Here is a 16,441-nt window from a genome sequence, read left to right on the forward strand (position 1 = left end):
CACGCTGGACAACGCATCCTATCCTCCCCGTCCCAAATCAAAGGAACACAGAAGAATCCAAAACGCGCCTCGTGTAAACAGTCCCCGCGCAGGCGGGGGTCCAGAGCCACGCAAAACAACGGCTTGCGCTTAAAACCCTGGACCCCCGCCTGCGCGGGGGTACGGAAGGGGCAGAAATAATTACTTTCGCAGAAGTCTCGGCTCGATCCGGGGTCGCGCTGCCTTCTTGGCCGCTCGACAAAAGCAAAACTCCGGATCAATTCGCAATCAACGAACCGCAACCTCCTCCCGATATGAAGGCCGACCCATGCGCCTCCTCCCCGTCGCCGAAGCCCAAGGCCGCGTCCTCGCGCTCGGTCGCGCCACCGCCGCCGAAACCCTCCCCATCGCCGACACCATCGGCCGGTTCGCCGCGACCGGCATCGTCGCGCGCCGGACCCAGCCGGCGCGCCCGCTATCGGCAATGGACGGCTATGCGATCCGCTTCGACGACCTGCCCGGCCCGTGGGACGTCATCGGCGAAAGCGCCGCCGGGGCCTCCTTCGCCGGCAGCGTCGATGAAGGTCAGGCAACCCGTATCTTCACCGGCGCGGCGATGCCGACCGGCGCCGACTGCGTGCTGGTGCAGGAAGAAGCGACGCGGGACGGCGACCGCCTGCACCTGTCGGGCGAAGGGCCGGTCCGCGGCGGCAATGTCCGTCGCGCCGGCCTCGATTTTCGCGAAGGCGATCTACTGATCGCGGCGGGCGAGCGCATTACCCCCGCCCGCGCCGCACTGGCCGCGGTCGCCGGGCACGGCACGTTGTCGGTCGGTCGGCGCGTCCGCGTCGCCATCGCCGCCACGGGGGACGAGCTGGTCCCCGCGGGACAGCCCATCGGCGACGACCAGCTGCCCGAAACCAACGGGCTGATGCTGGCGGGGCTGCTGGCCGACCTGCCGGTCGAGCGCATCGATCTCGGCATCCTGCCCGACCGGATGGAGACGCTGGTCGACGCTTTTGCCGGCGTGGAATGCGACCTGCTCGTCACCACCGGCGGCGCGTCGGTGGGCGACCATGATCTGGTCCGGCCGGCGCTGGCGGCGGCGGGCGGGACGCTCGATTTCTGGCGGATCGCGCTGCGGCCCGGCAAACCGATGCTGGCGGGAACGCTCCGCGACGCGGCGGTGCTCGGGCTTCCCGGCAATCCGGTGTCGTCCTACATCACCGCGCTGTTGTTCGTCCGTCCGCTGGTCGCGCGGCTGGCCGGTGCCGCCGATCCCCTGCCCCGCACGTCGCGTGCCACGCTGGCCCATCCGCTGCCCGCCAACGGCCCACGGCAGGATTACCTACGGGCGACGCTGATCGACGGGCAGGCATCGACCGCCGCCATTCAGGACAGTTCGATGTTGCGGACGCTCGCCCGCTCCGACTGCCTGATCGTGCGCCCGCCGCACGCGCCGGCGGCGGATACAGGCGACTCGGCGGAAATCCTGCAACTCGCTTGACGGCAAGAAAATCGTTTCCTATTGGTTCCACGTCTGTTCCGACGGAGAACCCCATGTTGACGCGTAAGCAGCACGAGCTGATCTGCTTCATCGATGACCGGTTGCGCGCGACCGGCGTCTCCCCTTCGTTCGAGGAGATGAAGGAGGCGCTCGATCTCAAGTCGAAATCGGGCGTGCATCGCCTGATCTCGGCGCTGGAGGAACGCGAGTTCATCCGTCGCCTGCCCAACCGCGCCCGCGCACTCGAAGTGCTGCGGATGCCCGAGCGTCCCGTGACGAAGAAGGTGGCGGCCAAGCCTGGCGCTGCGCCCCGGCCCGCGCCACAGCCTGCCAACGACGTCGTCGAATTGCCGCTCCACGGTCGCATCGCCGCCGGTGTCCCGATCGAGGCGATCGAGGGTCAGGCGACGTTGCCCGTTCCCGCTGCACTGCTCGGGGCCGGCGATCACTATGCGCTCGAGGTCGCCGGTGATTCGATGGTCGAGGCGGGTATTCTCGACGGCGACTATGCGCTGGTCCGCCGCACCGAAACCGCGCGCGACGGCGAAATCGTCGTGGCGCTGATCGAGGATAGCGAGGCGACGCTCAAATATTTCCGTCGCGAAGGGGGCATGATCCGTCTCGACCCGGCCAATCGCAGCTACGACCCGCAGCGCTATCGCCCCGAACAGGTGCGCGTACAGGGCAAGCTCGCTGGCCTGCTACGCCGCTATTGAGGCCCGCTTCCCTCTCCCGGCGGGAGAGGGGAGGAGCGGCGAAGGCGCGAAAGGGTGAGAGCGAACCTTCCTTGGAGTGTGCTATCTGAGAACCGTTCGCAACAGCTTGCGAAACCCGTGCGAGTGTGACTTTCGTGACCTTTGGCGCCCCGCCCACCGCCGATCGCCGATCGCCGGGCGTGGCATCGTTGTTACTTGCGGTTCCCGGGTGTCAAAGGCGTCCGTATCGCCTTGTAATAGCTCAACGGATGCGGCGGCTGCGTCACCCCGGCCGGGAGCGGGTGCCCCGGCACCTCAGCGAATAGGTTATGCACGCATCGCGCCACCACTGCGCCTCCTGCCGCTGGATGGCGAGGAACTGGCGGACCTCGGCAAAGCGTTGCGCATCGACCTGCCCCTCCATCGCCACCCACGGCCCCTGCATCGCCGTCACCTCGGCCACGCCCCGGTCGTACCGCGTGACCAATTCCTTCCACAGCGTTCGCCCCGACGCCATCCGCCGATCCCATGACGCATGGTGGAACCACAGCAGCAGATTCTCCGGCACCGCCTCGGGATCGCCGAACCGCTTGGCCAGCACCGGTGCCATATTGTGCTGCCGCATCGCTCCCCATCGGCGTCCGGTCGAACCCGATGCCGTTCCGGTCCGCCTCGTGGAAATAGACGGGGTTCCAATCCGCCCGCGCCAGATGTTCGACCCATGGCCCCGGCCCATAATGATGCCCGATCGCGAACAGGTGGTTCAGCCCCAGCGGCATCATATAATCCACGACCGCCCCGTGCGACCGCATCATCATCGGGACGATCGGCTCCGCTTCGGCGGCACCCCAGGTCATCGCCACTTAGTCGCGGGCGACCTAGCGCGCGTCGCCATGGGAGTTCCACGCCAGTCGCCCGAACGCATACCAGTTCGCCTGATCGAACTGCGATCCCGACCAGTTGCGATCGGTGCCGATATTTGACACGCCTGCGATTCCCCTCAGCGCCCCCGGCCGCACCGGCCGGTCGAGCACATCGGCGACCGTCTTCCCCTTGCGCGGACGATAGGTGTCGCTGCGCAGGATCTCCTGCCAAACCGTGCCGAGATAGACGAGGTGCGTGGCGGACCCCCTAAATTCCTTGGCAATATGCACCTCCATCCTCGGCGGCGTACGCGGCATCGCCCCGAACGACGGATGGAATGGCTCGCGCGGCTCAAAATCGATCGGTCGGTTCTTGACCTGCACGATGAAATTGCCGGCGAATTTTCCATCCAGCGGCGCAAACTCGCTATAGGTCTGCCGCACCCGGTCCTCGGGCTTCTCGCTGGCATAGACGAACACCCGCCACATCACGATCCCGTCATGCGGCCTGATCGCCGCCGCCAGCATGTTCGCGCCAGCGGCATGGCTGCGCTGGTAATCGCCCGGCCCCGGCTGCCCCTCGGAATTGGCCTTGATCAGGAACATGCCGAAATCGGGAATGCGGGCATGGATTTCGTCGGCCTTCGCCGTCCACCACGCCGCGACCTGCGGGTCGGCGGTCTTCGGCACCCCCGATCTCGATCGGTGCCGCAAACCGTGCCGGGACATAGACCCAAATGCCCCATGGGCGAAAACGCCTGTTAGAGCGGTTTCCGGGCCTTCTGAATCGTTGAGGATACACACAGGCGCGGTTTTCTGATTCAGGTTCCGAGCCGGGTCAGGAGGCCGGCACGGATGCCGCGAGTGCTGTCACAGGATCTTCGGGAGCGGGTGGTCGCTGCGGTTGATGGTGGGATGTCATGCCGGGCCGCGGCAGTGCGGTTCGGGGTGAGCGCAGCGAGCGCGATCCGCTGGCGGCAGTTGGTCGTTCAGCACGGCACGCCGGCAGCCAAGCCGCAGGGTGGCGACCGCCGTGCGGCCCGGATCGATGCGCACGCGACCTTCATCCTGGGCGCAATCGAGGCGAAGGACGACATCACGCTGGTCGAGTTGCAGGCGCTGCTCGCCGAGCGCGGCACGCCGGTCGGGATCGGCACGCTGTGGCGGTTCTTCGACCGGCATCGGATCACGCGCAAAAGAAGACCGCGCACGCCACCGAGCAGGACCGCCCCGACGTCCTGAAGCGCCGGGAGGAGTGGTTCGACGGCCAGCTCGACCTCGATCCCGCCCGCCTGGTGTTCATCGATGAAACCTGGGCATCGACCAACATGGCGCGTCGCCACGGGCGCTGCCGGCGCGGCAAGCGGCTGCGCTCGGGCGTGCCCCACGGACACTGGAAGACGACCACCCTCGTCGCCGGCCTGCGCCGCACCGGCATGGTGGCGCCGATGGTGCTCGACGGCCCGATCAATCGCGACGCGTTCGTCGCCTATGTCCGCCAAGTGCTGGTGCCCGACCTCTCGCCTGGCGACATCGTCATCATGGACAACCTGTCGAGCCACAAGGCGCCTGCCGCGCGCGATGCCATCGAAGCGGCTGGCGCCAAGCTGCTCTTCCATCCGCCCTACAGCCCCGACTTCAACCCGATCGAGCAGGCCTTCTCTAAGCTCAAGGCGCACCTGCGCAAGGCCGCCGAGCGCACCATCCATGGCCTGTGGGACGCCATCGGCCGCATCCTCGACCTATACCCACCACAGGAGTGCGCCAACTACTTCGCCAATGCGGGCTACGATGCAGACTGATCGGAAATCGCTCTAGCGTTGCAATCTTGCCGAGGAATTTGGGCATCAGGATATCGGCACTGACGTTGACGTTGTTCAGGACCGTCCCGTTGATCCCGATCGACGCGTTGGCGCGCGCCCAATCGGTGCAGCGCGGGTCCGCGAAACCGGGCAATTTCTGCCAGCCCCACAGCGACCGCCCGGCATAGCCACGCTCGACTTACCGATCGAGATTATCCCGATGGTTGAACAATCGCATGCCCAGCTTCGGCCGATCGGTCACCGAAACATCGGTCAGGCTGCCGGTCATCTGCGCGATCCGCAGCAACCGGAACGCGCCATACAGCACACCGATCGAACGGTTCGCCGCGACTACCGTCGTCCGTTTGCCATTTATCGCCACCGACCGCAGCACGAACCCTTCGCGACCGATCGACTGCAACGGCAACCCTATCCGGCGATCCGCGCGGCCTTGGCCGTTCCGATCACGATCGCGCCATCGGCGACACGCCCGTCGGCAACCGCCCGCCTAGTCAGTCCCGACAGCCCGCGCGCTAGTTTCGCGGCGGCAAGATCGAACGTGGGGTCGCGTTCATCGCGCACGATCCCCGTCGGCTGCATCGCAACAGTTCCCGTTTGCACGGTCGGCAAGGGCCCGTAGCGCAGCCACAGATCATAGCCATCTTTGGCCCGCGCCGGTGCGGCAATAGCGCACCGGCAAGCGCGATCCACGCCGACCATTTCAGCATCGGGCATCCTCGATGCTTCCCGTCCCACCGACGGCGTTGACACCGGCATATCATACCGATCATGGTAGCGCTATCACGTCGCCAGAGCGTGGGAACGGAGAGTGCATGTTCCTGAATCCGCCCGATCGAGGGAAGTCCGACCGCGTCGTCCGTTACCTGTTGGCCCCGCTGGCCCGGTGGATGCAGGCCCTAACACAAGGCGGTGACGTTCTGCGCCGTGTCGGTCGGCTGCGCGGTCGAGATACGCAGCATGGGAGTCAAGGTCGGACCGATCCGAGTGCGAGGGGCCGTACATCGGAACGATTTCCTCAATCCACCTACCTTGCCGGGCGACCCGTGCCCGCGCTGGATGGCCAGAACGGTCGGCCATTACCGACCTTCGGCGTCGCAGCCTGCGCCTGTTGCCGACAGCCGCCGTTCTTCACCCGATCGTGACCAACTACCCCCCTATCGATGGAAAGGCCGTCGCATGACCATGATCGATCGTCGCAGCATCTTGGCGGGCAGCGCCGCGCTCCTCGCCGCGACCACCGTCCGCGCCGCCGATGCGCCCGGCGACACCTTGAAGGGAGCCGCTGCAAGCAAGGACCGCCGTTTCGGGTCGGCCTTCGCGTGGAGCCCGGCCGGGGCCGATGCGGGATCGTTCGCCAACCCGGCCTATGCCGCGTTGCTCAAGCGCGACTGTGACGTGCTGGTACCGGAAAACCAGATGAAGTGGCAGGCAATCCGCCCCGCCGCCGACCGGTTCGATTTCAGCCGGTTCGATCCGATGGTCGAATGGGCGACGACGAACGGCTTCGCGCTGCGCGGCCATACGCTGTTCTGGGCCTATTCGCGCTGGTTCCCCACTTGGCTGAACACCCACGACTTCGGCCAGCGCCCGGCGATCGAAGCTGTGCGCATTCTCGACCAGCATATCGACACCGTGACCAAGCGCTATGGCCGCAAGATCGACAGCTATGACGTGGTCAACGAAGCGGTCGATCCCGATACGGGGACCTTGCGCGAGACGTCGCTGTCGCGGGCGATGGGCGGCACGGCGAACGTGCTTGACCATGCATTCCGCACCGCCCGCGCCGCCGCGCCGCATGCCGAACTGGTCTATAACGACTATATGAGCTGGGAGGACGGCAACGCCAAACACCGCGCCGGCGTGCTGGCGCTGTTGGCCGAATTTCGCCGTCGCGGCACGCCGGTCGATGCGCTGGGCGTGCAATCGCATATCGGGCTGTTCCAGCCGACGACCGACGCCGGCGCGGTCGCCAAGCGGCTCGAACCCGAATGGCGGGCATTTCTCGACCGGGTCACCGCGATGGGATATCGGCTGGTCATCACCGAGTTCGACGTCCGCGACAAGGGATTACCGGCGGCGATCGGCCCGCGTGACCGGGGGGTCGCCGACTTTGCCCGCGCCTATCTAGACATCATGCTATCCTATCCGCAACTTGGCGATGTCCTCGCCTGGGGATTGAGCGACCGGTACAGCTGGTTGCGGGGATTTGAGCCGCGTCCCGACGGCGAAGTCACGCGGGGCTGTCCCTATAATATGGACCTGAAGGCCAAGCCGTTGCGGTCGGCGATGATGGCGGCGCTGGCTGGTGGCGTGCGGCAAGCTCGCCGGGCAGCGTAGGGTCGGGAGGCTGACACACGCATTGTCGGTCGGTTGCAAGCTCGCCGTCCAACATGCCTGCGTCGCTACCGGTCCTCTCAGAGTTGTTGGCGTAGCCGGGGCCAATTCTCGATCCAACGCTTCGATGCGATCCGTCCGTCGTACACAGCGCGTTTTTCGGCGAGGAAGCGCGAGGTCGGTCGAAGGATCAGGTGCATCAAGTCGTCCACGCCCAACGGGGCCGCTACGTCACAACCCACTTCGCCCCGGCGGCGAACGGCGATGGCGGTCGCCGTTTCCGGCCAATGGCGCATCGCATCGGTCGCGGAACGATACGGTCTATCGCCGTTGCGAAGGTGCATCCTCGCCTGGTTCTTCACCGACCACGCAATGCCCGGTACCGCCGCTCGCAACACCGCTTCATAGCGTCGATCCTGAACCGGATCGGTGACCGCCGGATCGTACCAGATGACGTCGACATCGCCCGTTAGCGCGGACGGTGCACGACCATGAAGATGGTCCCATACCGCGTTCCGGACGAAACCCGCCGCAATCCAGCCGTCTCGCAAGTTAAGCTTGCGCACCACCCCCAGCAGATGCCATCGACGCGGATCCGCCCGCAGAAGGGCAACGACCTGTGAGTGCGCGTCCATCTCCCGACGCTATCATCATCGAACGCTACTTGGGATGCCCGGCGGTACGGTCATGCCAAGGGTGCCTGATCGACAGGACGCCGCCCATTACCGTAAGGAAACCGCGACCAGGGCCGATCGAGCTTCAACGATAACCACGAAATTTCGTCCTTCCCGCGCAGGCGGGAATCCCCGGACGCCGACGGTTTGGCTGGATTCGCGACGCGGACGTATCGGGACTCCCGCCTGCGCGGGAGTTACGAACGGTATCGAACGCGATTCCTGCGCCCAGCGAACGCAATGTTGATCCCGACTGGCAAGCCGAACGCGCCTGAACCGGTCATGTGGATCGGGGTGCATCGACACCCCGATCCGTCAATAATCCCGGCTGTACCGCACCGACGCATTCGATCCGCCGAACGATCCGGTTTGCGACAACACGCTCAGGGTGCGGGTCAGCGCGATCTGGATCTGCGTGGCGGTGAAGCCGCGGGCGTCGGTGATGATCTCGATATATATGTCGTCGGTCAAATATTTGCCCGCCGCGAGCGAGGTGCCACGGCCGGTCGCCTCGTCGCCGCCCAGCACGCGTAGCCGGTCGAACCCGGTCGCCGAACGTAGCTTGCCGAGCGGATTGAGCCCGCCCCCGCCCGATCCGCGCAACGAGTTGAGCGCAGCGGCCAGCTGGATCGCCTCGGTCGCCGACAGGTTCGTGACCGAGCTGCCGAACAACAGCCGCGACAACACTTCGTCCTGTGCGAGTGCCGGGGTCGAGTTGAACGCGATCTGCGGTGCCTGCGCGGTGCCGGTGACGTTGATCGTTGCGGTGACTCCCTCCGCAGTGGTCGTCGCGGCAATGTCGATCACCGGGTTGGTATAGTTCTCGCCTTCGAAGCGGATGATACCACGCTCGACCTCGAACCGCTTGCCGGCAAAGGAATAGGTGCCGCGAACCAGCTGCAACTGGCCGTTGATCGTCGGCGCGGCGGAGGTGCCGCCGATGCGCAGATCGGCCTCCCATTCCGATTCCAGCCCCATGCCCGACACGTAGAGCCGGTTGTCGGCACGGACGCGCAGCGCGAGGCGGAACAGCCCGGCCGATGCCGCCTGCTGCTGCGGTCGCGTGGCGGCCGGGCGATTGGCATCGCTCTTGCGCCGGACACCCGTCAGCTCGGGGACTTCGGCCGCGCCCTGCCGGATGATCTGATAGCGCGCCTCCGGGATGACGAGGTCGCCCGAGATCAGCCCGCCATCGGCACCGTTCTGGATACGGATATCACCGGTCGCCGACGCACCCAGCGCATCGCTCCGCGCGAGTTGCGCGTCGCGCAGCTGGGCACGGATGTCGATCGGGAAGCCGCTATTCGCTGCCAGCCCGACCGATCCCTGCGCCGCGATCGTGCCGTCGCCGGCCTTCGCCCGCAACTGGGTCAGTTCGAAGCGATCGTTGGTGAAGCGGCCGTTGATGCCGAGATTGGTCAGCCGGGTGCCGAGCGTCTCGTTCTCATAGGTCAGGTTGTTGGCGCGGACCACGCCGTTCAACTGCGGTGCCTGTACCCGACCGCCGAAATCGGCGGCGATCCCGATCGGCCCGCTCAACTGCTGGTCGGCGAGGCCGGCGAAGGAGAACAGCACACCCGCCGGCCCGTTATAGCGGATGCCGCCCGACAGCGGTGCCGCCAGCATCCGCGTGACCCATGACCCGCTGCCCGGCGGCAGCGGCCGCAGGTTCGCGACCATCCGCCCGACCGTCGTCGTACCGCGCCGGATCAGCGCACGCCCGCTGCCGCCCTCGGGACGCAGGTCCCCGGCGAACACGATGTCGACCGGTTCGGAAACCGAAGCGAGGCTGGTCCGCTGGAAATTGCGGATGGTGAGGCGGGCATCGGCGCGCGGGAAGCTCTGACCCGCCGCCTGCGCGAAATCGAGGCTGCCGGTCGCGGTGCCGCCGATGCCGGTTCCGGGCATGAAGGCGTTGATGATGCTCAGGTCGAGCCGGTCGAGCCGCGTCTGGATCGACATGCCGTTGCCATAGACGCCGGCGGCGCGGATCGATCCCTGTGCGAAATCGATCCGCGTCGGATACAGGCGATAGCCGCCCGGTGCCGACACGATCCGCGCCGGATTGACCGTCCTGAACGGGATCGCATTGGCGACGCCCTGCAACGCGACCAGATAGTCGTTCGGACGCAGCCGGGCATTGGCGGCGACGCGGAACGGCACGCCCGACGATCCTTGCGCGAACAGCTGCGCCGTACCGTTGCCGCCACGATAGTTGATCTTCGCGCGGCTGCGTTCGAGCAGGAAGTCGCCCATCGACAGGTTCGCGACCTGCGCATCGGCGACGATCTCCGGCTGGTCGTACAGCACGGCCGTCGCAGTGACGATCGCACGGCCGATGCGGATGCCCATGTTGCCGGGGATAGCGGCGTTCGACGCCTGCGCGTTCACGTCGGCGCGCTGGTAACGGCCCTGTGCCGACAGGCGGGCAACGCCGGCGATGCCCGATCCGGCGAAGTTGATGCGGCCGGCGAACGGCCCGGCATCGGTGGCTTCGACCCGACCATCGATGTTCACGCCGGCAAAGGTCGCGGAGCGAATGTCGGCGACGAGGCGCGGCGCGGTCGACACCAGCACATCGGCGCGGAACGGACCGTAATTGGTGCCACCGGTGGCCTGGATCGCATACCGGTCGCCCTGTCCGCGCACCCGCGCTTCGAGGTTGACGAGGCCGACGCCGACGCCCGGCCGGGCCGCGCGCAACAGCACTTGCGGGGCGGCGACCGATCCGGTCACCCGCGCCGACAGCGGGCCATATTGCGTCGAAACGGCATCGGCTTTGACCAGCAGCGGTCCGGCCGGATCATAGCGGCCCGAACCGTTGGTGATGCGGAACTGCGGCGCGTTCATCCGCAGGTTGGAAAAGGTGATGATCCCGTCGGGCGCGACACCGACATCGACGCGCGTGGTCGAGACATTGCCGCCGAGGAAGTTGCGGACGCCTTCGTTGAACAGCCGTGTGGTCTGGGCAACGACGCGCCCCTTGATGCCGAAGCCGCCGCCCGGCGCGGTGTAGAGGCTGGCGTCGGTCGACAGGTTGAGGATGCCGATGCTGGCAACCTCGTAATCGTTGATCCGCCCCTTGATCGCGCCGGTATAGCGGCCGGTGGTCAGGTTGGCGGCGACGATCGCGGTCGCGTCGATCCGGTCGGAACGGATGCGCAGATTGTCCGACAGCACCTGGTCGCCGGCGATGGCGAGGTCGCCGTTGATCGCGACGTTGGTGACCAGCCCGCCGACGGCTGCGTTCAGCCCGGTGATGCGACGTGCCTTTGCCGCGATCGGGATCAGGATCCTGTCGGCGTCGACCGTTGCGCGACCTTCGGCATAGAGTTGTTCGACCACGGTCTCGCCGAAGCCGAGTGCGGCTGCCTGTACCTTATAGTCGACGGTCGGGGTACCGAAGCCGCCATCGAGGACCACCGCCGCACGAACCGAGCGACCGTTGAGGTTCGGCAGGATCGCGCCGGGGGTCAGCAGCATCGCTTCGGTCCGGAAATTGCCGAACCGGCTGTTGCCGAGGTCGAGCAGACCGGCGGCATTGACCGCAAGTGCGCTGGAGCGGAGCTGGATACGCGTATCGGCCTTGCGATCGGCAAGCGCGGCGTCGATCGCGACGTCGAGGCGCGGCGCGGTCAGCCGTTCGACCGGCCCTTGCAGGATCAGGCCCGGACGGGTCGAACCGCGCACGGTGAAGCGACCATCGCGCCCGGTCACCGCAAGATCGGCAAGCTGCTGCCCGCCGAGCGTGCCGGCCAGCCGGCCGCGCCAGTCGTTCCAGTCGCCATTGCCGGCGATCGTAGCGACGACCGGCGCCTTCAGCCCGGCCATCTCGGCGATCATGCCATTTGCCGGCCCGACGATGCGGGCGTCGATATCGAACCGGTTATCGTCGGGCACCGCGTCGAGTTTCAGCGCGACCCGGTCGCCGCCGGCGTCGCCCGGCGCGGCGATGGTCGCGGCGTTGGCGGTCACCTGCGCGCGGCGATCGGCGATATGTACGGCACCGTCGAGACGGGCGATGTGACGCTGGCCGGTCACGGCCGGGCCGACCTCGATCCGGTCGACGCGCAGACGGTTCACGTCGATATCATAATCGGGCAGCAACGGCGCGTTCGGGTCGCCCGGCGGCGTATCCTTCAGCACCGGATTACGGGCATAGCGGACCAGCGGGCTGGTCAGGCTGCGGATATCGACATGGCTGTTGGTGAAGGCGAACGGCCGCCAGTCGAGTGCGATCGCGGGCGAGTCCGCGAAGACGCCGCGCGTATCGCTCAGCCGCAGGTCGCGGATGGTCATCGCGCCGTACAGCGATCCGTCGATCCGCCCGACATTGACCTTCAGCCCCGACGCCGTGGTGTAGCCGTCGAGCTGCCGGACGAGAAAACCGCGGCCCGGTCCGGTGTTCAGCGCGAACACCAGCACCACGACCAGCAGCAACAGGCCGACAATCGCGATGCCGATCCATTTCAGGATGCGGACCCAGAGCGGACGGTCGCGGACGGTCACAGCGTCGGCGGCGGGCAGTTCGGCGTCGGTCATCAGAAAGCCTGCCCGATCGAGATGTAGAGGGCGATCTTCGATTCACCCGGTCGCCGGGCGATCGGCGTGGCGACATCGACGCGGAGCGGCCCGAAATTGGTGTAGAACCGGCCGCCGATACCGGCACCGAAGCGAAGGTCCGAACCCTTGGGCAGGCTCGATTCATAGACCTGACCGGCGTCGAGGAACGGCACGATCCCGAAATTGCCGAAGCGATAGCGCGCCTCGATCGCGAATTCGTTCAGGCTACGGCCGCCGATCGGACGGTTCAGATTGTTGCCGTCCTCATCGACCTCGGGCGTGCGGGGCCCCAGTTCCTGAAAGCCGAAGCCGCGCACCGATCCGCCGCCACCGGCGTAATAACGCCGCGACGGAGCGAGGTCGTCGCGGGCGATGCCCTGGATCGACCCGGCGCGGGCGCGGCCGGCGATGACGATACTCTCGCCGATCGGATAATAGCCGGTGCCCTCCACCATGAACCGGCCGTAAGGGCGAGCAGCACCCTGCACCGATGCTTCCGGGCTGACGTTCAGTTTCAGGCGGAAGCCCTTCGTGGGATTGAGCAGATTGTCCGACGTGTCGAACCCGGCGAACAGTGGAAGCGCCGCGATACCATAGGTCTTGCGGCGACGGCCGCCGACGTCGAAGTCGTAGGTATCTTCGTTGGTACCGATCAGTTCGGCACCATAGGCATAGGTGAACCGCTTCTGCCAGATCGGCGTCGAGTCATAGGACCAGCGGATACCGAGCGTACCGGTGAACGCCTCGAACGCGTCGTAATTGTTGCGGCTGACATTGGCGAGGATCTGGAAGGTCCGGTCGCGGCGACCGGCGTTGGACCGGCGGAAGGTGACGCCCGCCCCCTGTTCCTGCGTACCCGCCACGCCGCGCACGATGAGCGCCCCTTCGGGCGGGAACAGGTTGCGGTGGGTCCATGATCCTTCGAGGCGAATGCCCTGTCCGGTGCCGTAACCGCCCTCCCCGGCCAGCGTCCGTGCCGGGCCGGCATCCTGCCGCACCAGCAGGTTCACCAGTTCGGTGCCATCCGGCGCAAGCTGCCCCGTCCGCTGCGGTTCGACCGATACGCTGGAGAACAGGCCGGTCGACACCAATGCCGCGCGCAGGTCGTCGACCTTGCGGTCGTCGTAGAGTTCGCCCTGTTTGAACCGGGCGAGGACGCCGACATGATCGGCATCGAACGCGAGCTTGCCGGTGGTGGAATAGGTGCCGAACGACGAGCGCGGCCCGGTCGTCACCGGCAGGGTGTACGCGCCGGTATAGGCGGTGTCGTCGAGCAGGATATCGCGCTGCCCGACCTCCACGAACGGGTAACCTTGTTGCGGAAGTTTCAGGCTGACATTCGCTTCGGCCGCCTGAATGCGTTCGGCATCGACCGGATCGCCGACCTTCAGCGGCAATTCGCGCTGGACGAGGTTCGGCGGCACGGTCGGCTGGGTATCGATGCGGATCGACCCGAGCGTGAACTGTTTGCCCGGAATGGCCGTGACGATGGCACGGATACGTTCGCCCGGCGGGTTTTCGATCGCCGAGGTCGCGGTGCCGTCATAATAGCCTTTCGCCCGCATGATCCGGATCGCGAGTTGCTCGTCCTCGCGGGCGCGGGCCTGCACCATCGTGGCGTTGGCGGCCTTGCCCTTGCCTTCCTGCAACGACGACAGCGCCTTGAACTGCGCAGCGCCGTCGATCTCGTCGAGGCCGCGAACGACGGTATCGTACCGGATTTCGACGGCGCGCTTGTCATCGGTGCCGGCGACCTCGACCGGGGTCACGTCGAACGACGACAGCGGCGGCAGCGGCTGGGCCAGTTCGGGGGCCTCTGGCAGGACGGCGTCGGGCAGCGTTTCGGCCGGAACTGCCGCTTCGGTCGCGGGTGCGGTTGGCGGTGCGGGTCGGGCCGGTGCGGTGGTTTGCGGCGTGGGTGAGGCCGGAGCGTCGAACCCGGACATGGGTTCGAGTGGCGCGTTGATGTCCCCCGACAGGCTTGGCAGTGCCGCGTCGAATTCGGGGTCCGGAACGATCGCCCCCTCGGCAGGCGGGTTCTGTGGTGACGATGGTACAGCGACCGTCGACGGCGAGGTCGGCGTCGTCTGGGCCAATGCACCCGGAGCCGTCATCGTCCCCGCCAGCAAGATACAGATCGTCCGCGCGCGAAAATCCCCCAACGTTACGTCCCCGTCCCCTTGCCCCGGACGTTGCAGTGCACAACCCCCGGCATATCGAGAAACGCCGAACCAATGATTTGGTTCATATGGTAAAAATTTTGCATCCCAACAAAGCGGGACGCGTTGGTAACCGGAGGCAAGGGGAACAGCGTGACCGACACCGCGACGCAGATCGATCCGACGAAGATTCCGGGGAGCCAGTCGGCCCACCCCTGGGCGCATCCATGGCCGGCATGGCGCGCGATCCTGATCCGCGTCTACACGATGGTCGGCTATCACAATCTGACGCTGATGGCGGCGGGCGTCGCCTTCTACGCCTTTCTGTCGTTCGTACCTCTGCTCGGCGCGATCGTGATGACCTACGGCCTGGTCGCCGATCCATCGACCGTGTCGCGGCACATGGAGACGATCTTCGAACTGGTGCCGGCCGACGCCGCGCGCCTGATTTCCGATCAGTTGATCGCGGTGGTGACGACGGCGTCGTCGCAGGCCGGGTTCGGTCTCGCCATCGCCCTGCTGCTCTCCATCTATGGCGCAATGCGCGCGGCAAGCGCGATCATCCAGGCGCTGAACGTGATTTATGAGGAGGAGGACGAACGCAACATCATCACGACGACGCTGCTGTCGGCGATGATTACCGTCGCGGCGATCTTTGCGGCAGTGGTCGGCATCGTTTCGGCCGGCGTGCTGACATGGATCCGCACCCAGACCGAGTTTCTGGGGACGGCCGGCGCGGTCGTGATCCAGGGTGCGACCTGGATCGTGGCGGGCAGCATCGCCAGCGCGGCCATCGCCTTCGCCTATCGCTATGGCCCCGATCGGGCGCGCGCGCGCTGGCGCTGGCTGTCGGTCGGGTCGGTCGCGGCGACCGTGTTGTGGCTGCTGGCGACGGTGCTGTTCGGTCTCTACGCGGCGAACTTCGCCAATTACAACGCGACCTATGGCGCGCTGGGCGCGGTCGTCGTTCTGCTCATGTGGCTGTTCGTATCGAGCTTCGCGATCCTGATCGGTGCGGAGATCAATGCCGAGGCCGAACGGCAGACCGCGATCGATTCCACCGTCGGCCATCCCCGGCCGATGGGCCGGCGCGGCGCACGGCTGGCCGATACGCTGCCGACCGCGCACCAGGCCAAGCCACGGCGCGACCGTTACTAAGGGTCCGATTGGAAGCTGGCGAAAAAGCAAGTTTCGAAGCGGTGCTGGCCCACTCCACACCCATTCCGGATACGCCGTGGATGGCCGGGTGGGGGAGCGGGCCGGCACTGTAGAACGTGCAAAGGCGCGTTTTCAAACGGCCTCTAACAGACGGCGCGCTGTTCCATTGCATCGGCGGCGGCCTGAACCCGCCCCAGCATGTCGCGCAGCACTTCGATTTCCTCGGCGCTGAACGCTGCGAACAGTTCCTGTTCGATCAACAGCGCCTTGGGCGCGACCTGTTCGTACAGCGCGCGGCCCGATGGCGTCAGTTGCAGCAAATGCGATCGTTGATCGCCGGCGTTGGCGCGGCGTTCGACCAGTCCGCGATCGACCAGTGCGATCGCGCCGCGGCTGACCGTCACCTTGTCCATGCGGGTCGCGACGCACAGCGATTGCTGAGTGATGCCGTCGCTTTCGGCGATGACCGTCACCAGCCGCCATTCGGGAATGCGCAGCCCGAACAGCGATCGATAGGTCGATGCGATCGCGTCGGACACGCGGTTGGACGCGATGGACAGCCGGTACGGCAGGAAATCGTCGAGAAGCAGTCGTTTATTCACAGACCGATTGTTGCCGCCCCGTCGTCGCCCGTCAACAGGCGCGGAACCGGTGTCATCGGCGAAACGTACTGTCCATCCAATAAC

At 66.5% G+C, this 16,441-nt stretch carries 13 protein-coding genes and 2 pseudogenes; 5 read left to right on the forward strand and 10 right to left on the reverse strand.

The window, feature by feature from the left end:
- The first annotated feature begins 307 nt into the window (after window positions 1-307).
- A complete protein-coding gene (locus ASE70_RS10665; protein ID WP_056504566.1) occupies window positions 308-1,486 on the forward strand; it encodes a molybdopterin molybdotransferase MoeA in 1,179 nt (392 codons plus the stop codon).
- Window positions 1,487-1,539: 53 nt separating this feature from the next.
- Window positions 1,540-2,202, forward strand: coding sequence for a transcriptional repressor LexA (gene lexA / locus ASE70_RS10670; RefSeq protein WP_056504570.1), 663 nt, complete (start codon window positions 1,540-1,542; stop codon window positions 2,200-2,202).
- A gap of 262 nt (window positions 2,203-2,464) precedes the next feature.
- On the opposite strand, the gene ASE70_RS21000 is transcribed toward lexA, so the two are convergent.
- The 3 genes and pseudogenes from ASE70_RS21000 to ASE70_RS21010 all read right to left on the reverse strand — a co-directional run bounded on the left by ASE70_RS21000 (window position 2,465) and on the right by ASE70_RS21010 (window position 3,734).
- The gene (locus tag ASE70_RS21000; RefSeq protein ID WP_056504573.1) at window positions 2,465-2,806 is read right to left on the reverse strand and encodes a hypothetical protein; all 342 of its coding nucleotides are present in this window, start codon (window positions 2,804-2,806) and stop codon (window positions 2,465-2,467) included.
- A 37-nt stretch (window positions 2,807-2,843) separates the two neighbouring features.
- Window positions 2,844-3,038: pseudogene (locus ASE70_RS21005) on the reverse strand (hypothetical protein); the annotation flags it as partial.
- Window positions 3,039-3,059: 21 nt separating this feature from the next.
- Window positions 3,060-3,734: a hypothetical protein gene (locus ASE70_RS21010; RefSeq protein ID WP_056504576.1), complete on the reverse strand. Its 675-nt coding sequence runs from the start codon at window positions 3,732-3,734 to the stop codon at window positions 3,060-3,062.
- Window positions 3,735-3,899: 165 nt separating this feature from the next.
- Between ASE70_RS21010 and ASE70_RS19215 the strand changes: the two genes are divergently transcribed.
- A protein-coding gene (locus ASE70_RS19215; RefSeq protein ID WP_156356175.1) for an IS630 family transposase occupies window positions 3,900-4,846 on the forward strand; the annotation gives its coding sequence in 2 pieces (ribosomal slippage) (window positions 3,900-4,236 and window positions 4,236-4,846; 948 coding nt in all).
- Window positions 4,847-4,871: 25 nt separating this feature from the next.
- Here ASE70_RS19215 and ASE70_RS21085 read toward each other — a convergent pair.
- From ASE70_RS21085 to ASE70_RS19880, 3 genes and pseudogenes are all read right to left on the reverse strand, one after another.
- Window positions 4,872-5,033: pseudogene (locus ASE70_RS21085) on the reverse strand (hypothetical protein); the annotation flags it as partial.
- A gap of 12 nt (window positions 5,034-5,045) precedes the next feature.
- The gene (locus ASE70_RS10695) at window positions 5,046-5,267 is read right to left on the reverse strand and encodes an alpha-glucuronidase family glycosyl hydrolase (RefSeq protein ID WP_235519814.1); all 222 of its coding nucleotides are present in this window, start codon (window positions 5,265-5,267) and stop codon (window positions 5,046-5,048) included.
- Between the two features lie 8 nt (window positions 5,268-5,275).
- Complete coding sequence (locus tag ASE70_RS19880; RefSeq protein WP_156356177.1) at window positions 5,276-5,446, reverse strand: hypothetical protein; 171 nt, start codon at window positions 5,444-5,446, stop codon at window positions 5,276-5,278.
- 597 nt (window positions 5,447-6,043) lie between these two features.
- On the opposite strand from ASE70_RS19880, the gene ASE70_RS10705 reads away from it, so the two are divergent.
- The gene (locus ASE70_RS10705) at window positions 6,044-7,204 is read left to right on the forward strand and encodes an endo-1,4-beta-xylanase (protein ID WP_056504585.1); all 1,161 of its coding nucleotides are present in this window, start codon (window positions 6,044-6,046) and stop codon (window positions 7,202-7,204) included.
- 77 nt (window positions 7,205-7,281) lie between these two features.
- Here the strand turns inward: ASE70_RS10705 and ASE70_RS10710 are convergent, their stop codons facing one another.
- From ASE70_RS10710 to ASE70_RS10720, 3 genes are all read right to left on the reverse strand, one after another.
- Entirely contained in the window at window positions 7,282-7,767 is a 486-nt protein-coding gene (locus ASE70_RS10710) for a nucleotidyltransferase family protein (RefSeq protein WP_235519815.1), read from the reverse strand.
- 423 nt (window positions 7,768-8,190) lie between these two features.
- Complete coding sequence (locus ASE70_RS10715) at window positions 8,191-12,417, reverse strand: translocation/assembly module TamB domain-containing protein (RefSeq protein WP_056504590.1); 4,227 nt, start codon at window positions 12,415-12,417, stop codon at window positions 8,191-8,193.
- Window positions 12,417-14,552 carry an autotransporter assembly complex protein TamA gene (locus ASE70_RS10720; protein WP_056504645.1) on the reverse strand — a complete coding sequence of 712 codons (2,136 nt, stop codon included), beginning with the start codon at window positions 14,550-14,552 and terminating at the stop codon, window positions 12,417-12,419. Before ASE70_RS10720 ends, ASE70_RS10715 begins: the two co-directional genes overlap by 1 nt.
- Window positions 14,553-14,750: 198 nt before the next feature.
- Here ASE70_RS10720 and ASE70_RS10725 point away from each other — a divergent pair, with 198 nt between their 5' ends.
- Window positions 14,751-15,755 carry a YihY/virulence factor BrkB family protein gene (locus tag ASE70_RS10725; RefSeq protein WP_235519817.1) on the forward strand — a complete coding sequence of 335 codons (1,005 nt, stop codon included), beginning with the start codon at window positions 14,751-14,753 and terminating at the stop codon, window positions 15,753-15,755.
- 143 nt (window positions 15,756-15,898) lie between these two features.
- Here the strand turns inward: ASE70_RS10725 and ASE70_RS10730 are convergent, their stop codons facing one another.
- Window positions 15,899-16,357 (reverse strand): MarR family winged helix-turn-helix transcriptional regulator, encoded by a 459-nt coding sequence (locus ASE70_RS10730; protein WP_056400965.1) that lies wholly within the window; start codon window positions 16,355-16,357, stop codon window positions 15,899-15,901.
- Between the last annotated feature and the right edge of the window lie 84 nt (window positions 16,358-16,441).

The organism is Sphingomonas sp. Leaf22, from assembly GCF_001421715.1.
Lineage (GTDB): Bacteria > Pseudomonadota > Alphaproteobacteria > Sphingomonadales > Sphingomonadaceae > Sphingomonas.